Source organism: Pseudideonella sakaiensis (genome assembly GCF_048320135.1).
Lineage (GTDB): Bacteria > Pseudomonadota > Gammaproteobacteria > Burkholderiales > Burkholderiaceae_C > Ideonella_A > Ideonella_A sakaiensis_A.
Genome location: NZ_CP182947.1, coordinates 4,611,587 through 4,628,291 on the forward strand (window position 1 = coordinate 4,611,587; position 16,705 = coordinate 4,628,291).

Annotated in this window: 20 protein-coding genes; 11 read left to right on the plus strand and 9 right to left on the minus strand. The window is 66.2% G+C overall.

Annotated features, from left to right (window positions below; genetic code table 11):
* Window position 1: 1 nt before the first annotated feature.
* Window positions 2-619 carry a histidine phosphatase family protein gene (locus ACNH6H_RS21120; RefSeq protein ID WP_418320256.1) on the minus strand — a complete coding sequence of 206 codons (618 nt, stop codon included), beginning with the start codon at window positions 617-619 and terminating at the stop codon, window positions 2-4.
* Window positions 620-821: 202 nt separating this feature from the next.
* On the opposite strand from ACNH6H_RS21120, the gene ACNH6H_RS21125 reads away from it, so the two are divergent.
* The 3 genes from ACNH6H_RS21125 (at window position 822) to ACNH6H_RS21135 (ending at window position 3,165) form a co-directional block, all read left to right on the plus strand.
* Window positions 822-1,049: a hypothetical protein gene (locus ACNH6H_RS21125; protein WP_418320257.1), complete on the plus strand. Its 228-nt coding sequence runs from the start codon at window positions 822-824 to the stop codon at window positions 1,047-1,049.
* Window positions 1,050-1,205: 156 nt separating this feature from the next.
* Window positions 1,206-2,120: a DUF808 domain-containing protein gene (locus ACNH6H_RS21130; RefSeq protein ID WP_418320258.1), complete on the plus strand. Its 915-nt coding sequence runs from the start codon at window positions 1,206-1,208 to the stop codon at window positions 2,118-2,120.
* 34 nt (window positions 2,121-2,154) lie between these two features.
* The gene (locus ACNH6H_RS21135) at window positions 2,155-3,165 is read left to right on the plus strand and encodes a tRNA dihydrouridine synthase (RefSeq protein ID WP_418320259.1); all 1,011 of its coding nucleotides are present in this window, start codon (window positions 2,155-2,157) and stop codon (window positions 3,163-3,165) included.
* 6 nt (window positions 3,166-3,171) lie between these two features.
* On the opposite strand, the gene ACNH6H_RS21140 is transcribed toward ACNH6H_RS21135, so the two are convergent.
* The 6 genes from ACNH6H_RS21140 to rfbB all read right to left on the minus strand — a co-directional run bounded on the left by ACNH6H_RS21140 (window position 3,172) and on the right by rfbB (window position 8,342).
* A complete protein-coding gene (locus ACNH6H_RS21140; protein ID WP_418320260.1) occupies window positions 3,172-4,008 on the minus strand; it encodes a peptidoglycan DD-metalloendopeptidase family protein in 837 nt (278 codons plus the stop codon).
* Window positions 4,009-4,078: 70 nt separating this feature from the next.
* Window positions 4,079-4,909: an urease accessory protein UreD gene (locus ACNH6H_RS21145; protein WP_418320261.1), complete on the minus strand. Its 831-nt coding sequence runs from the start codon at window positions 4,907-4,909 to the stop codon at window positions 4,079-4,081.
* Window positions 4,909-5,466: a dTDP-4-dehydrorhamnose 3,5-epimerase gene (rfbC, locus tag ACNH6H_RS21150; protein ID WP_418320262.1), complete on the minus strand. Its 558-nt coding sequence runs from the start codon at window positions 5,464-5,466 to the stop codon at window positions 4,909-4,911. The genes ACNH6H_RS21145 and rfbC overlap by 1 nt, the downstream gene beginning before the upstream one ends.
* Entirely contained in the window at window positions 5,466-6,347 is an 882-nt protein-coding gene (rfbA, locus tag ACNH6H_RS21155; protein ID WP_418320263.1) for a glucose-1-phosphate thymidylyltransferase RfbA, read from the minus strand. Before rfbA ends, rfbC begins: the two co-directional genes overlap by 1 nt.
* A 34-nt stretch (window positions 6,348-6,381) precedes the next feature.
* Complete coding sequence (rfbD, locus tag ACNH6H_RS21160; RefSeq protein WP_418320264.1) at window positions 6,382-7,278, minus strand: dTDP-4-dehydrorhamnose reductase; 897 nt, start codon at window positions 7,276-7,278, stop codon at window positions 6,382-6,384.
* A complete protein-coding gene (rfbB, locus tag ACNH6H_RS21165; RefSeq protein ID WP_418320265.1) occupies window positions 7,275-8,342 on the minus strand; it encodes a dTDP-glucose 4,6-dehydratase in 1,068 nt (355 codons plus the stop codon). The genes rfbD and rfbB overlap by 4 nt, the downstream gene beginning before the upstream one ends.
* Before the next feature lie 161 nt (window positions 8,343-8,503).
* On the opposite strand from rfbB, the gene ACNH6H_RS21170 reads away from it, so the two are divergent.
* Window positions 8,504-9,961, plus strand: coding sequence for a DEAD/DEAH box helicase (locus ACNH6H_RS21170; RefSeq protein ID WP_418321438.1), 1,458 nt, complete (start codon window positions 8,504-8,506; stop codon window positions 9,959-9,961).
* Here the strand turns inward: ACNH6H_RS21170 and ACNH6H_RS21175 are convergent.
* Both ACNH6H_RS21175 and ACNH6H_RS21180 read right to left on the minus strand, forming a co-directional pair.
* Entirely contained in the window at window positions 9,941-10,729 is a 789-nt protein-coding gene (locus tag ACNH6H_RS21175; protein WP_418320266.1) for an SAM-dependent methyltransferase, read from the minus strand. The genes ACNH6H_RS21170 and ACNH6H_RS21175 overlap by 21 nt on opposite strands.
* On the minus strand, window positions 10,726-11,337 hold the full coding sequence (locus ACNH6H_RS21180; protein ID WP_418320267.1) for a Maf family protein: 612 nt from the start codon (window positions 11,335-11,337) through the stop codon (window positions 10,726-10,728). The genes ACNH6H_RS21175 and ACNH6H_RS21180 overlap by 4 nt, the downstream gene beginning before the upstream one ends.
* A gap of 85 nt (window positions 11,338-11,422) precedes the next feature.
* On the opposite strand from ACNH6H_RS21180, the gene ACNH6H_RS21185 reads away from it, so the two are divergent.
* The 7 genes from ACNH6H_RS21185 to acpP all read left to right on the plus strand — a co-directional run bounded on the left by ACNH6H_RS21185 (window position 11,423) and on the right by acpP (window position 16,703).
* Window positions 11,423-11,989: a YceD family protein gene (locus ACNH6H_RS21185; RefSeq protein ID WP_418320268.1), complete on the plus strand. Its 567-nt coding sequence runs from the start codon at window positions 11,423-11,425 to the stop codon at window positions 11,987-11,989.
* 121 nt (window positions 11,990-12,110) lie between these two features.
* Entirely contained in the window at window positions 12,111-12,293 is a 183-nt protein-coding gene (gene rpmF / locus ACNH6H_RS21190) for a 50S ribosomal protein L32 (protein ID WP_418320269.1), read from the plus strand.
* Window positions 12,294-12,434: 141 nt separating this feature from the next.
* Entirely contained in the window at window positions 12,435-13,565 is a 1,131-nt protein-coding gene (gene plsX, locus ACNH6H_RS21195; RefSeq protein ID WP_418320270.1) for a phosphate acyltransferase PlsX, read from the plus strand.
* Between the two features lie 20 nt (window positions 13,566-13,585).
* On the plus strand, window positions 13,586-14,560 hold the full coding sequence (locus tag ACNH6H_RS21200) for a beta-ketoacyl-ACP synthase III (RefSeq protein WP_418320271.1): 975 nt from the start codon (window positions 13,586-13,588) through the stop codon (window positions 14,558-14,560).
* 77 nt (window positions 14,561-14,637) lie between these two features.
* Window positions 14,638-15,591 (plus strand): ACP S-malonyltransferase, encoded by a 954-nt coding sequence (fabD, locus tag ACNH6H_RS21205; protein WP_418320272.1) that lies wholly within the window; start codon window positions 14,638-14,640, stop codon window positions 15,589-15,591.
* A gap of 7 nt (window positions 15,592-15,598) precedes the next feature.
* Complete coding sequence (gene fabG / locus ACNH6H_RS21210; protein WP_418320273.1) at window positions 15,599-16,354, plus strand: 3-oxoacyl-ACP reductase FabG; 756 nt, start codon at window positions 15,599-15,601, stop codon at window positions 16,352-16,354.
* A 109-nt stretch (window positions 16,355-16,463) separates the two neighbouring features.
* Window positions 16,464-16,703, plus strand: coding sequence for an acyl carrier protein (gene acpP / locus ACNH6H_RS21215; protein WP_418320274.1), 240 nt, complete (start codon window positions 16,464-16,466; stop codon window positions 16,701-16,703).
* The last annotated feature ends 2 nt before the right edge of the window (window positions 16,704-16,705 follow it).

Consider the following 16,705-nt stretch of genomic DNA (forward strand, 5'->3'; position numbering starts at 1 on the left):
ATCAACCGCCAGAAAGAATGCTGGCCGGTCCGGCAAGTGGCGGCTCATCGAGGTGGCCGACGTCATCGAGCAATGAGATCCGATGCGGCGCTTCGGCGTCGACGATGCTGACCGAGGTATTGCGCAGGCTGGCCGGCATCACCTGACCGTCGGCGAGTTGCGCATGGCGCTCGAGCATTGCCAGCACCATCAGGCCGTGGGTGACGACCGCCAGCGGTCCGCCACTGCGGCTGCGCCGCCGGCACAGATCGGCAAATGCCGCTGCCGCGCGGTTCAGGAACTGCTGCATCGATTCGCCCTCCGGTGGCGCCTCGACCATCCGCAACGGATCGATCGGCAGGTCGGCATAGGCACGGCCACGCCACGCACCGAAATCGCGTTCGCGCAGCAGCACGCTGGTGGCGATCGGCAGGCCGGTTGCACGGGCCAGGTAGTCGGCAGTCTGGCGCGCGCGCGGCAGGTCGCTGCAGACGATGCCTGCCAGGTCACTGGCCGCCAGCCTGCAGCCCAGCGCCTTTGCCTGCGCATGGCCGCGTTCACTCAGTGGCGAGTCTTCCGGCTGGAGAGTGCGTGACACATTCAACGCAGTCTCTCCATGGCGTATCAACAACAGGCTCATGGTCGGTGCTTTCCGGTCGATAAACGTGTCAGAACGAGCGCCAGGGTGAAATTTGCCGCAAGTGTGTAAGTCATTGTCTTACCGGATGCGGGGCATGACACCGACGCGACGTTTGGGCATGCATCCGATGCGTTGGAAGCAACGCAGGACTAATGTAGTAGCCAACAGAAGTCGATCTGTCACCCGAACCGGAGTCAGCGCCATGAACACCGCACCGACGAACCTCGAACCGAAAGCCTGCTTCGAACTGCGCTTCCAGTCGCTGTTCAGCGAGGGGCGCGCCTTGTCGTTTCCTTGTGACGATGGCGGGCATGTTCCTCTGGACAGCCTGAGCGAACGGGCCCGAACCAACTACCTCTATGCACGCGCCGTGGTCGGCCGCGAATTCGCGGTCCCGGTTGTTCGTCCGGCCTGTGTCGAGTCGCACTGATTGATCTCGCCGGCCGGCACTCAGGCCGGCCTTGACCGGGCAGGGCCTGCTGCGCTCGTCGCAGTCACGCCCAGCCCGACACCGCGGTAGGCGGCCGCGATTGCTACCATCGGCTGCTGTCCCAGCATTTCCACTTCTCGCCGATCGGTCCCGCCCATGGCTTCCAGCTTGCTTGCGCTGCTCGACGATGTCGCCACCATCCTCGACGATGTCGCCGTCCTGACCAAGGTCGCAGCGAAAAAGACCGCCGGCGTGCTTGGCGACGACCTGGCGCTGAATGCGCAACAGGTCAGCGGAGTCTCGGCAAAACGCGAAATTCCGGTTGTCTGGGCGGTCTTCAAGGGATCGGCGCTGAACAAATTGATCCTGGTGCCGGTGGCATTGGCGATCAGCGCATTTGCACCGTGGGCGGTGACGCCGCTGCTGATGGCCGGTGGCCTGTTCCTCTGCTTCGAGGGTTTCGAGAAAGTCGCCCACCGCTGGCTGCACCGGCGCGAGGACGATGAGGCGCATCATGCCGAACTGACCAAGGCCTTGGTCGATCCGAAGGTCGATCTGGTTGCGCTCGAGAAGGACAAGATCAAGGGCGCGATCCGCACCGATTTCATCCTGTCGGCCGAGATCATCGCGATCACGCTCGGCACCGTGCAGGATGCCGATACCGTGACGCGGCTGGCGGTGCTGGCGACGATTGCCGCGGTGATGACGATCGGGGTTTATGGGCTGGTCGCCGGCATCGTCAAGCTCGATGATTTCGGCCTCTACCTGAGCCGCAAGCAAGGTGGCACCGCGGCACTCGGGCGAGGCATCGTCAGTTTTGCGCCGTATCTGATGAAGGGCCTGACGATTGCCGGCACCGCGGCGATGTTCCTGGTCGGTGGCGGCATCCTGGTCCACGGCATCGCACCGCTGGCGCATCTGATCGAGGCGCAGGCCGAGGCGTTTGGCGGCGTGATGGCGATCGTCGTTTCCAGCCTGCTCAATGCGCTGGTCGGCATCATTGCCGGCGGACTGGCGGTGGCCCTGTTCAAGGGCTTCAGCGCGATGCGCGGCCGCTCGGCAACGGCATGACCGTCCGCGGCATGCCATTGGCGAGGCGGTGCCGGTGACACTGCTGCTGGCCCCGATGGAGGGGCTGCTCGATTTCAGCCTGCGCGACGTCCTGACCCGGGTCGGCGGCGTCGATTGCTGCGTCTCGGAATTTATCCGCGTCAGCGGCACGCTGCTGCCCGAACGTGTCTTCACCCGCATCGTGCCGGAGTTGCTCGCCGGCGGGAAAACACCGGCCGGCGTGCCGGTTCGCGCCCAGTTGCTCGGGTCGGACCCGGTCTGCCTGGCCGACAACGCCGCGCGGCTGGCCGGACTGCGTCCGGCCGGCATCGATCTGAATTTCGGCTGTCCGGCGAAGATCGTCAATCGGCACGGTGGCGGCGCCGGCCTGCTCGACGATCCCGAACTGATCGGCCGCATCGTCGCCGCGGTGCGCCGTGCGGTGCCGCAGCCGATGCCGGTCACCGCAAAGATGCGGCTCGGCGTTCGCGACGGTTCGCGCGCTGTCGACTGCGCGCTGGCGCTGGCCGGCAATGGCGCCAGCGAAATCGTCGTCCATGCGCGGACCAAACTCGACGGCTACCGCCCGCCGGCCTACTGGGAGCAGATTGCAGCGGTGCGCGAGGCCGTCACGGTGCCGGTGATCGCCAATGGCGAGATCTGGACCGTCGCCGATGCGCTGCGCTGCCGGGCGGAATCGGGCTGCTCGTCATTGATGCTCGGCAGGGGCATCGTCGCCAACCCCGGGCTGGCGCTGGAAATCATTGCAGCGTCAATGGGCTCACGGCAGTCGCAGACCTTGCCGTGGACAGCGATGCAGCCGTTGCTGCGTGCCTACTGGCAGATCATCGCCGGCCATGTGGCCGATCGGCACCGGCCCGGTCGCATCAAGCAGTGGCTGCATCTGCTGCGCCGCCACTATCCGCAGGCGGAGCAAGCCTATGTTGAGGTGCGGACGATCAACGATCCGGCACGCATCGCCGCGGCGCTTGGATTTGTCGATGCCAATGCGCACCGTCGGCAGGAAGCCGCGGACTCGATCGACCGCCTGTGTACGGTGGCCTGATCGCGTCTACAGGAACAGCGCCGGATCGACCATCTGCCGGTTCAGGCTGACCGACCAGTGCAGGTGCGGGCCGGTGACGCGACCGGTAGCGCCGACGGTCCCGAGGTGTTGGCCGACCGCCAGCCGGTCGCCGACCTTGACCGCAATCGAATCGAGGTGGCAGAACATCGACAGCAGGCCGCCGCCATGGTCGAGCCAGACCGTATTGCCGTTGAAAAAATAGTCGCCGGTGTCGATCACGCGGCCCGCCGCCGGTGCGCTGACCGGCGTGCCGACCGGTGCTGCGATGTCCATGCCGCTGTGCGGATTGCGCGGCTGGCCATTGAAGAAGCGGCGCAAGCCGAATGAACTGGAACGGCGGCCGGGGGTCGGCACCTGAAAGCGCAGCAGTGCCGGCAGCGGCTCGCTGACCGTTGCGATGACGGTCTGCTGGTGCGCGCGCTCGCGTTGGTGCCGGGCGAGGTCCCGCGCCGACAGGTCGACCTTGCCTGGCTTCACCGTCAGGCGCTGCTCGGCATAGTCGGCGCGGCCGATCTGGATATCGATGATTTCCGCCGCGCGTCCCGGCTGCTCGACCCGCAACGGCACCATCCCCGGTTCGGCCGACAGCGCGATGCCGACGACTGCGGTCCAGCCGAACGGCGACGCGACGACCAGCACCGGCACATCGCCGAACCAGGCGCGCGGTTTGTCGGCGGTGCTGCCGATCGTCACGATCGCAATGCCGCCGGGAACGCGACGCTCGGCCGGCAGGCTGGGCTCGGCCGCCGCCGCGGTCGCCTCGGGGATGGCGAACATGCTGCCGATCAACAGATGGCGGGGCAGGGCGGCGGTCAGTGACATCGCGGCACAACGCTGCATCAGCTGGCGGCGGCTTGCGTGGGGGCGGAAATTGGCCATCACCAATCTTGCCTCATGTCCGCCAGATCCGTGGTGGATGGGCATCGAGCTGCCATGCCGACTGCCGCCAGGCGGCGCGGACCTGGCCGAGCAAGGCCAGCACCGGCTCGGCGCGGTGCGCCAGCACGCGCAGCACCACCAGCCTGGCGTCGGTCGATGTGGCGCCGGCGGTCGCCGCCAGCGGTGACGCCGCGACAAGCTCGCGTGCCTGATCGAGCAGGCGCTCGCGCAGCAACGGGTCGATCGCATCGCCGCGGCTGAACCAGACGCAGCCGAGGACGGATCGGCCGGCCCAGCCGAGCGGACCATCGAGCAGCCTGCGGTCGCCGCCGTCGATCAACGCACGTTCGAGCCAAATGCCGGGCAGTTGAATCTGCTGCCGCATCGAACCGCTGTCGAAGGCTTCGCCGCTGGCCGGCAGACCGAGCGCCAGCGTGTCCCAGCCGATCATCTCTGCGCCGGGCGCCAGTTCGAACGACAACTCGTTTTCGGCCCGGGTACCGCGGTGGCAGATGGTTTCGAGCGGCAGCCATTCGAGGCGCGCCGTTGCCTCGAGCCTGGCCCGCACCGCCTGCCGTGCGACATCGCCGCCGCTGCGGTAGAACCGTGTCGCGCCGGGAGTCGTCAGCACGACATGGCTGCCCGCGCGCAGGCCGATCTCGAGTTCGAGTACGTCGCCATGGACCAGTCCGCCCGGCGGATGGACCAGTACCTGATGGCAGACCGCCGGACCTTCTGGATAGAGGCTGGCCAGCACCCGCATCGGGCCGTGGTGCCGGCTGCGCGAGACGGTCGTGCCGGCGTGCTGCTCGTAGCTCAGCGCGAGCCGGCCGTGCCAGCCCATCAGCCGCGCGGCAGTTCGGCCAGCGTCGGTGCGGCTGCGTCCTTCGCCGACAGTGTCGGCGCCGCGCCGTTCAGTGCGTCCAGCGGCCAGGCAATCGCCAGCGCCGGATCGTCCCAGCGCACCGCGCCTTCGGCCGCCGGCGCGTAATAGTCGGTTGTCTTGTAGAGAAAATCGGCGCTGTCGCTGGTCACCAGAAAACCATGCGCGAGGCCGGCCGGAATCCACAGTTGCCGGTGGTTGCTGCCGGACAGCTCGATACCTTCCCATCGGCCGAAGGTCGGGCTGTCGGGCCGGATATCGAGCGCGACGTCGAAGACGCTGCCCTGCGTGACGCGGACCAGCTTGCCCTGGGCATGCGGCGGACGCTGGAAGTGCAGGCCGCGCAGCACGCCGCGTGCCGAGCGCGAATGGTTGTCCTGCACGAAGCTGATGCGCTCGCCGACCGCATCGTCGAAGACCTTCTGGTTGAAACTCTCCATGAAAAAGCCGCGTTCGTCGCCGAAGACCTTCGGCTCGAAAATCAGCACACCGGCGATCGAGGTGGGGATGACCTTCATCAGAACACCTTCTCGCCGAGGATCTGCAGCAGATACTGGCCATAACTGTTTTTCGCCAGCGGTTCGGCCAATGCCTGCAGCTGCTGCGCGCTGATCCAGCCGGAGCGGTAGGCGATCTCCTCCGGACACGCGACCTTCAGCCCCTGGCGCTTTTCCAGCGTCGCGATGAACTGCCCGGCTTCGAGCAGGCTGTCGTGGGTGCCGGTATCGAGCCAGGCATAACCGCGGCCCATGATCTCGACGTCGAGCTGACCCTGCTCGAGGTAGCGGGCATTGACGGTGGTGATCTCGAGCTCGCCGCGCGCCGACGGCTTGATGCTCGCAGCGATGTCGCAGACCTGCTGGTCGTAGAAATACAGGCCCGTCACCGCATAGTTGCTTTTTGGCTGCTTCGGCTTTTCCTCGATGCTCAGCGCGCGCCGGTCGGCATCGAATTCGACGACGCCATAACGCTCCGGATCGTTGACGTGGTAGGCAAAAACTGTTGCGCCATCCGGTCGCGAATGGGCCGATTCGAGCAGCTGCTGGAAGCTGTGGCCGAAATACAGGTTGTCGCCAAGCACCAGCGCACTCGGGTCGCCGGCGATGAAGTCGCGGCCGAGGATGAAGGCCTGGGCGAGGCCATCCGGGCTTGGTTGCACGCAGTACGAGATGTTCAGGCCCCAGCGCTCGCCGTCACCAAGCAGTGAGTCGAAACGCGGCGTGTCCTGCGGCGTGCTGATCACCAGGATGTCGCGAATGCCGGCCAGCATCAGCGTCGACAGCGGGTAATAGACCATCGGCTTGTCGTAGACCGGCAGCAATTGCTTGCTGATCGCCAGCGTTGCCGGGTGCAGCCGGGTGCCGGACCCGCCGGCGAGGATGATGCCTTTGCGCTTCATGAGGATTCCGTCAGAGAGGGGTCGGTGCCGCGGCTCATTGGCCGAGCACTTCGGTCAGCATGCGATCAACGCCGATGCGCCAGTCGGGCAGCGTGACGCCGAAGGTTTCGCGCAGCCGGGAAGTATCGAGCCGTGAATTGTTCGGGCGCCGAGCCGGCGTCGGGAATGCGCTGCTCGGCACCGCAGCAATCGCATCGGCCGCGACCTTGACCGGCTGACCGGCGTGGCGGGCGAAATCGATCACATGGCTGGCATAACCGTGCCAGCTGGTTTCGCCGGCCGCCGCCGCATGGTAGGTGCCGGAGATCTCTGGCCGCTGCAATGCGGTGCGCAGCGCGTGGGCACTCAGATCGGCCAGCAGTTCGGCGCCGGTCGGTGCACCGATCTGGTCGTCGATCACGCTGAGCCGGTCGCGCTCGGCGGCCAGCCGCAGCATCGTCTTCGCAAAATTGCCGCCGCGCGCCGCATAGACCCAGCTGGTGCGCAGAATCAGATGCCGGCAGCCGCTGGCGCGGATCGCCTGCTCGCCTTCGAGCTTGGTCTGCCCGTAGACGCTCAGTGGCCCGGTTGGCGAATCCTCGCGCCATGGCGCGCTTCCGCTGCCGTCGAACACATAGTCGGTGCTGTAGTGCAGCAGCCAGGCACCAATCGCCGCTGCTTCGCGGGCCAGCACGCCGGGTGCGGTGGCATTGATCGAGCGAGCGAGGTCGGGCTCGCTTTCGGCCTTGTCGACCGCGGTATGGGCGGCGGCATTGACGATGATCTGCGGTGCAATCGCGTTGACGGTGGCGCTGAGCGATTCGGGTCTGGAGAAATCGGCGCTGAAGTCCGTGCTGTCGAAATCGAGCGCGACCAGCTCGCCCAATGTGGCCAATGACCGTTGCAGTTCCCAGCCGACCTGGCCGCCTTTGCCGAGCAGCAGGATCTTCATGCGGCGTTCCGGTCGGCGTAGTTGCGGTCCAGCCACTCGCGGTAGGCGCCGCTCTGCACCCGCGCGACCCAGTCGCCGTGTTCGAGGTACCAGTTGACCGTCTTGCGGATGCCGGTCTCGAAGGTTTCGGCCGGTTTCCAGCCGAGTTCGCGCTCGAGCTTGCGCGCATCGATCGCATAACGCCGGTCGTGGCCGGGGCGGTCGGTGACGTAGCTGATCAGACGCTCGTAGCTGCCGGCCGGGTCGGGTTTCAGCTCGTCGAGCAGCGCGCAGACCGTCTTGACGATCTCGATATTCGGTTTTTCGTTCCAGCCGCCGATGTTGTAGGTTTCGCCGACGCGGCCACGCGCCAGCACCTCGCGGATCGCCGCGCAATGGTCCTTCACGTACAACCAGTCGCGCACCTGCTGGCCGTCGCCGTAGACCGGCAGCGGCTTGCCGGCCAGCGCATTGACGATCATCAGCGGGATCAGTTTTTCCGGGAAATGGAAGGGGCCGTAGTTGTTGCTGCAATTGGTCGTCAGCACCGGCAGGCCGTAGGTATGGTGCCAGGCGCGGACCAGGTGGTCGCTGGCCGCCTTCGATGCCGAATACGGGCTGTTCGGCTGGTACAGATGGGTTTCGGTGAACGGCGGATCGTCGCGGCCGAGCGATCCGTAAACCTCGTCGGTCGAGACGTGGTGAAAGCGGAACGCCTTCTTGTCCGCCTCACCCAGCGAGCTCCAGAAGCCGCGGGCCGCCTCGAGCAGCGTGAACGTGCCCTGCACATTGGTCTGGATGAATTCGCCGGGGCCGTGAATGCTGCGGTCGACGTGGCTTTCGGCTGCGAAATGGACCACCGCGCGCGGGCGATGTTCGGCAAAAAGCCGATCGAGCAGATTGCGGTCGGTGATGTCGCCGTGCACGAAGTGATGGCGTGGGTCGCCATCGAGGGAGGCCAGGCTTTCGCGGTTGCCGGCGTAGGTCAGCGCGTCGAGGTTGACGACCGCTTCATCACAAGACGCCAGCCAGTCGAGAACAAAATTGGCGCCGATGAAGCCGGCGCCGCCTGTGACGAGGATCATGGAAAGCCTTGAATGCCAGAAAGTGGAGCAAACCGGCCTCGAAATCTCCGGAAAGCGACGTTCCGGTGGATTTTAGGTGGCAAATACCAGGGCGATCGGCCGATCAACCGGCTGGAAAATGCCCCAGGCGCGATAATCGCCGGATGATTGAAGCTACACAAATGGTCGAAGGCGCTTCGCCGGAGACCGCGGCAACCGCTCCTGCACCTGCCCGATTCGATACCCTCCCGCTTGACCCGAAGCTGCTGCGTGCAGTCGCCGAATCGGGTTATCTGATGATGACGCCGATCCAGGCGAAGGCGATTCCGGTCGTGCTGGCCGGCCGCGATGTGATGGGCGCCGCGCAGACCGGCACCGGCAAGACCGCGGCATTTTCGATTCCGCTATTGCAGAAGATGCTGCGCCACGAGACATCGAGTGTCTCGCCGGCCCGCCATCCGGTGCGTGCGCTGGTGATCGCGCCGACGCGTGAGCTTGCCGACCAGGTCGCGAACAACGTCAAGACCTATTCGAAACATACCAAGCTGCGCGCTGCAGTGGTATTCGGCGGCATCGACATGAAGCCGCAGACGGCCGAACTGAAGGCCGGTGTCGAGGTGCTGATCGCGACGCCGGGCCGGCTGCTCGACCACATCGAGGCAAAGAACTGCGTGCTGAACCAGGTCGAATATGTGGTCCTCGACGAGGCCGACCGCATGCTCGATATCGGCTTTCTGCCCGATCTGCAGCGCATCCTCAGCTACCTGCCCAAGCAGCGCCAGACGCTGTTGTTCTCGGCGACTTTCTCGCCGGAAATCAAGCGGCTGGCAGAAAGTTATCTGCAGGACCCGGTGCTGGTCGAGGTGGCGCGGCCGAATGCGACCGCGACCAACGTCGAGCAGCGTTTCTACAGTGTCAGCTCCGACGACAAGCGCGCCGCGGTGCTGAAACTGATCAAGGAGCGCGGGCTGACGCAGGCGCTGGTGTTTGTCAATTCGAAGCTCGGCTGTGCGCGGCTGGCGCGAACCTTCGAGCGCGACGGTTTGCGCACGACCGCGCTGCATGGCGACAAGTCGCAGGACGAGCGGCTGAAGGCGCTCGATGCATTCAAGGCCGGCTCGGTCGACGTGATGGTTGCGACCGACGTCGCGGCGCGCGGCCTCGATATTGCGGATCTGCCGGCGGTATTCAATTTCGATGTGCCGTTCAATGCCGAGGACTATGTGCACCGCATCGGCAGAACCGGCCGCGCCGGTGCCTCCGGCCTCGCGGTGACGCTGGTCACGCGCGACGACACCCGGCTGATGGCCGATATCGAGAAGCTGATCAAGAAGAAGATCGAACTCGAGCCGCTCGAACTCGATGACTCGCCGCCGCCGCGGCGCGAGCGGTTCCGCCGCGACACGCCGGCCGATGCCGGCCAGGCAGCGCCGCGCAGTGCGCCGGCAGCGGCGCCCCGCGCCTCGCGCGACCCGTTTTTCGACAAGCCCTACGAGGCCTCGGCCGACGCCCGGCCGAGCTGGGACCGGCCGGCGGCGCCGGTGGCGCGCAGCGTGTCGGCAAATATCAAGCCGAAAAAGAAGATCGCGGCGCTGTTCGGCGGCAAGCCGGCGGCCGAGTCAACTTCCGGCCAGCAGTGAAAAAACCGCCGGCATGTCGGCCGGCAAGGTCCAGTCGCGTTGCCGCCACGTCGCGACGCTGGCGCTGCGGCTGAATCCGCCCGGCATGCTGAGCCCGCAGCTGACGGCCAGCCGCGTCGTCGGCTGCAGCGCCGCCAGCAGCGCCGCCAACAGCGCCTGATTGCGATACGGTGTCTCGATCATCAGCTGGCTCTGGCCGGCGCGGCGCGATGCCGCCTCGAGTTCGCGGATGCGTGCCGTCCGCTCGGTGGCCGCGACCGGCAGGTAGCCGACGAACGCGAAATGCTGGCCCTGCATTCCGCTGGCTGCCAGCGCCAGCAGCAGTGAACTGGCGCCGGGCAGGGCGACCACCTCGATGCCTTTGTCATGGGCGGCCTGTACCAGGCCGGCGCCAGGGTCGGCCACTGCAGGCAGGCCGGCTTCGGACAGCAGCCCGAGATCACGCCCCGCCAACGCCGGCGCCAGCAGTTCGTTCCAGCGTTCGCCGCTGATGGCGGCACGCGCCGGGCCGCCTTTTTGCGGGCGCGGCATTTCGACGATGGCCAGCGATTGCAGCGGCGTCGCCAGCGGCACCAGCGCGTCGACACGTTTCAGCAGCGCCCGCGTCGTCTTCGCGTTTTCACAGACCCAGCAGGTGAGTGTGCTGGCAATTCGGATCACGCCGATCGGCAGCAGTTCCTCGAGCGGCAGCCGCGGCTGGTTGTCGGCCAGCCCGAAGTCCAGCGTGTTGGGCATCAGGTAGAGCCGGCCATGAGGTGTCGCGCTCACCGGCCGCCTCCGGCATCGCTGGCCAGCGGATCGATGCCTGCCTCACGCAGCAGTGCCGCAGTGCGGATCATCGGCAGCCCGACCAGCGCCGTGGCATCGGCGGAGCGGATCGCCGTCATCAGCGTGATGCCGAGCCCCTCGCATTTGGCGCTGCCGGCGCAATCGTAGGCCGGCTCGAGTTGCAGATAACGCTCGATCTCGGCATCGCCCAGGTCGCGCATCGTCACCTCGACCGGCTCGACCGCGCTGCGCTCGAAGCCGCTCGCCCGGCAGACGACCGCAACGGCGGTCTCGAACAGGATGGTCTGGCCACGCATCAAACGCAGCTGTTCGACTGCGCGTGCGTGGTTGCCGGGTTTGCCGAGTGTTCTGCCGTTGACCGTCGCGACCTGGTCGGAGCCGATCACGACCGCATCCGGGTGCTGCGTGGCAACGGCATGCGCTTTTGCCAGCGCCAGCCGCAGAGCCAGCGCGCTGCCGTGCTCGCCGGGCCCGGCGGTTTCGTCGACGTCGGGCGCGACGACATCGAACGGCAGTTGCAGCCTCGTCAGCAGTTCGCGCCGGTAGGCCGAGGTCGAGGCAAGGATCAGGGTTCGGGGATGGGCCATTCCCGATTGTCCAACAGCCTCGCCGGCGGCATCGGCATCGTGGCAGGCCGCCGCCCGGCCGGGATGTCTCACCTACACTGCAACGATGCGAGAAAGACCCTTCAACCCCTCCCGCCTCGATGTCCGCAGCTTTGCCGACCGTGCTGCGGCCCTCGAAGGCGACATGCCGATCCGCGATCTCGAGCGGCTGGTCGCGAGCACCCATCCGGAAAGCCCGCCTGCCGCCGATGAACTCGTCCATTGGCAGGCCTCCGGCGAGATGCGGTCCGCACCCGGCGGCGACAAACAGCCGTGGCTGCTGCTACAGGCCAGTGGCCGGGTGCGTCTGACCTGTCAGCGCTGCCTGCAGGCGGTCGAGCATGCAATGCAGATCGATCACGAATACCGGTTTGTCGCCGACGAGTCGACCGCCGCTGCGCTGGACATCGAATCGGACGAGGATGTGCTCGTCGAATCGCGCTCGTTCGATCTGCCGGCGCTGATCGAGGACGAGCTGCTGCTGTCGTTGCCGCTGGTGCCGCGCCACGAAGGCAGCTGTCCGCGGCCGCTGCAGGCGCCGCCGGACCCGGTGGCCGCGGCGATCGAACTGGCGCCGCCAGAAAAGCCGTTTGCGGTACTGGCGCGGTTGAAAGCCCGCAAGCCGGAGAATTGAAGCGGCTGCGCCGAGACATGCTAGAATCACAGGCTTTTCAAAGTGCAGATCGGCCTATGGTGGCCGGCTTTGCACCGCTTGCCTCGGCGATGATGTCCGGGAGCAATTCCAGGAGAAACCCATGGCCGTTCAACAAAACAAGAAATCTCCCTCGAAGCGTGGCATGCACCGCGCCCACAATGCAGTCGCCGCACCCGGCACTGCAATCGAGCCGACCACCGGTGAAGTGCACCTGCGCCACCACATCAGCCCGACCGGCTTCTACCGCGGGCGCAAGGTCCTCAAGAGCAAGGCTGACGCCTGATTCCGCGCTCGTTGCGGCGGGCGTCGGACGGCCGGGCCTGACCCAGCTGCGTTGCTCGCCGACCTGCCGCATGGATGAATTGTCCGTTCACGACCTGCGTCGCCGGCGACCCGCGCCGCCGGGCCGCGGCGGCACGCAGCAATGAGTGCCGGTCGCCCGCCGAGCGGTACTGCAGTCCCCGGTGAACGAGCCCTGGTCCGCCTGGCGGTGGACTGCATGGGTGGTGACCACGGGCCGTCGATCACGCTGCCGGCCTGCAAATCCTTTCTCGAAACCCATCCTGACGCCGAACTGATCCTGGTCGGACGCCCGCAGGCGCTGGCGGCTGCCGAGGCCTGGCCGCGCTGCACCATCGTTGGCGCTGCCGACGTCGTCGAATCCGATGATTCGATCGAGACCGCGCTGCGTCGCAAGAAGGATTCGTCGCTGCGCGTCGCGATCTCGCAGGTCAGGGCCGGTGAAGACGGCGCCGCAGCGGCCGACGTCTGCGTCTCCGCAGGCAATACCGGTGCGTTGATGGCGTTGTCGCGCTACCTGCTGAAGACGCTCGACGGCATCGATCGGCCGGCCATCGCGACGGTTCTGCCGAACGAGCGGGATCGCTTCACGACCGTGCTCGACCTGGGCGCCAACGTCGACTGCAGCGCAGAACATCTGCTGCAGTTCGCGGTGATGGGCAGTGCGCTGGTGTCGGCCGTCGAGGGTTGCGAGTCGCCGAGTGTCGGCCTGCTCAATATCGGCGAAGAGGCGATCAAGGGCAGCGACACGATCAAGAAGGCCGGTGAACTGCTGCGTGATGCGGCCGAGCGTGGCCATCTGAACTTCTTCGGCAATGTCGAAGGCAACGACATCTTCAAGGGCACGACCGACATCGTTGTCTGCGACGGTTTTGTCGGCAATGTCGCGTTGAAGACCTCCGAAGGATTGGCAGCGATGCTGTCCGACTTCATCAAGCAGGAATTCACGCGCAATCTGTACTGCAAGCTGGCGGCGCTGGTTGCACTGCCGGTGCTGAGGCATTTCAAATCGCGCGTCGATCACCGGCGCTACAACGGTGCGGCGCTGCTCGGCCTGCGCGGCCTCGTCTTCAAGAGCCACGGTTCGGCCGATGCGTTTGCATTCGAGCATGCGCTGAATCGCGCTTATGATGCCGCGAAACACCAGTTGCTGGCCCGTGTCCACGACCGGATCCGCGACATCCTGACGGCCATGCCGGAGACTGCGGGTGGCCCTCGTGCCGTGCCTGCGGACCCGGCTGGCCTGCTAGCCTGACGATTCCAGATCCTGCACCCATGGTTTATGCACGCATCACCGGCACCGGCAGCGTCCTGCCCGGCCAACGACTGAGCAATCAGCAACTGGTCGATCGGCTGGCGGCCCGCGGCGTGGAGACATCCGACGAATGGATCGTCGAGCGCACAGGCATCCGTGCCCGCCATTTCGCGGCCGATGACGAACTGGCCAGCGACCTGGCCTGCACCGCAGCGCGTGCCGCGCTCGAGGCGGCCGGCCGCGAAGCGGGCGAGATCGACCTGATCATCGTCGCGACATCGACGCCGGACATGGTATTTCCGTCGACCGCATGCATCGTGCAGCGCAAGCTCGGCGTCCATGGCTGCCCGGCATTCGATGTACAGGCGGTCTGTTCCGGATTCGTCTATGCGCTGAGCGTCGCCGACGCGATGATCCGCACCGGCGGCGCGCGCAGGGCGCTGGTGATCGGTGCCGAGGTGTTTTCGCGCATCCTCGATTTCGACGACCGCACGACCTGCGTGCTGTTCGGCGACGGCGCCGGCGCGGTGGTGCTGGAGGCGAGCGATCAGCCGGGCATCCTGGCCAGCGAACTGCATGCCGACGGTCGCCATGCCGACATCCTGTGCACGCCTGGTTCGGTCGCCGGCGGCAAGGTCAGCGGCAATCCGTTGCTGAAGATGGATGGACCGGCGGTCTTCAAGATGGCGGTCGGTGTGCTCGAAAGCGTTGCGCGATCGGTGCTCGACAAGGCCGGCCGGACGGCCGACGATGTCGACTGGTTGATCCCTCACCAGGCCAATATCCGGATCATGCACAGCACCGCGAAGAAGATGCGGCTGCCGCTCGACAAGCTGATCGTCACGCTCGACGAGCAGGGCAATACCTCGGCGGCTTCGGTGCCGCTGGCGCTCGATGCCGCTGTTCGTGGCGGCAAGGTCAAGCGTGGCGATACCGTGCTGCTCGAAGGCGTTGGTGGCGGATTTACCTGGGGTGCGGTGCTGCTGGACTTCTGACCGGCGCTGCGGCTTCGGCCGGGTCGAGGTCGGCGCGGTGGCGCGTTGCAATCAACATGGAAGGGAACCAAACGCCGATGACTGAGTTTGCATTTGTATTTCCGGGCCAGGGTTCGCAGGCGGTCGGGATGCTCGACGCCTGGGGCGACCATCCCGCGGTCCGGCAGACGCTGGCCGAGGCATCCGATGCGCTGGGCGAGGACCTGGCCGCCCTGATCCGCAACGGGCCGAAGGAACAACTCGACCTGACGACGAATACGCAACCGGTGATGTTGACCGCCGGTATTGCCTGTTACCGCGCCTGGCTGGCCGAGACCGGCCTCAAACCGGCGCTGGTGGCCGGGCATTCGCTGGGTGAATACAGCGCGCTGGTGGCCGCAGAGGCACTGAGCCTGGCCGATGCGCTGCCGCTGGTGCGTTTTCGCGCGCAGGCGATGCAGGAGGCGGTTCCGGTCGGTGTCGGCGCGATGGCGGCGATCCTCGGTCTCGATGCCGAGGCAGTCAGCGCGGCCTGCGCCGATGCGGCGCGCGAAAGCGGTGAAATCGTCGAGGCGGCCAATTTCAATGATCCGAAGCAGACGGTGATTGCCGGCAGCAAGGCCGGCGTGGCTGCTGCATGTGAACTCGTCAAGGCGCGCGGCGCCAAGCGCGCGCTGCCGCTGGCGGTGTCCGCACCGTTCCATTCGAGCCTGATGCGGCCGGCGGCCGAGCGGCTGCGCGATCGGCTGGCCGGTGTCGAACTGAGGGCGCCGGTGATTCCGCTGATCAACAACATCGACGTCGCGATCAACGACGATCCGGAGCAAATCCGCGAGGCCCTATACCGCCAGGCCTATGGCGCGGTGCGCTGGGTCGAGATCGTGCAGGCACTGCAGACGCGGTCGATTCCGGTGGTCATCGAATGCGGTCCGGGCAAGGTGCTGACCGGCATGGTCAAACGCATCGCGCCCGAATTGCAGGCCGCCTGCCTGTTCGATCCGGCGTCGCTGAGCGAGGCCCGCGCGCTGTTGTCGTCGGCGCCAACCCACTGATCTTCCAATGACTGAACACACATTTGCAGGACAGGTCGCGCTGGTCACCGGCGCGTCGCGCGGTATCGGGCAGGCGATTGCGCTGGAGTTGCTGAAGCGCGGGCTGACGGTGATCGGCACCGCGACCAGCGAAGCCGGCGCCGAGGCGATCGGCAAGGCCTTGCAGGCAGCCGGTGCGGGCAAGGGCCGCGGCATCTGCCTCGATGTGACCGACGGCGCCGCCGTCGATGCCGCAATCGACGGCATCGTCAAGGCCGATGGCGGACTGCACGTGCTGGTCAACAATGCCGGCATCACCCGCGACAACCTGTCGATGCGGATGAAGGACGACGAATGGGATGCCGTCGTCGATACCAACCTGAAGGCGGTTTTCCGTACCAGCCGGGCGGCGATCCGCCCGATGATGAAACAGCGCTATGGCCGCATCGTCAACATCACGTCGGTGGTCGGTGCCAGCGGCAATCCGGGGCAGGCCAACTATGCGGCCGCGAAGGCCGGGGTCGCCGGCATGACCCGCTCGCTGGCCCGTGAACTCGGCAGCCGCAGCATCACCGTCAACTGCGTCGCACCGGGCTTCATCGATACCGACATGACCCGGTCATTGTCCGAGGCCCAGACCACCGCATTGAAGGCGCAGATCCCGCTCGGCAGGCTCGGCCAGACCGCCGACATTGCGCATGCGGTCGCCTTTCTTGCGTCGCCCGAAGCCGGCTATATCACCGGCTGCGAATTGCACGTCAATGGCGGCATGTTCATGAATTGAGCATTTTCCGGATTGGCCCGGCCGGATGCCGCTGCACCATCTCGCGAAAGCGGGGGTGGTGCTGCCTTTAGAATCCCGGGCTGTTTCAGACCACACTCCAGGAGGAGTCATGAGCGATATCGAATCCCGTGTCAAGAAAATCATCGCCGAACAGCTCGGCGTGCCCGAGTCGGATGTCACCAACGAAAAAGCCTTCGTGGCCGATCTGGGTGCCGATTCGCTTGATACGGTCGAACTGGTGATGGCACTCGAGGACGAGTTCGGCATCGAGATTCCGGACGAAGAAGCCGAGAAGATCACCACCGTTCAACTCGCGATCGACTACGCGCAGAAGCACCAGAAGGCCTGATG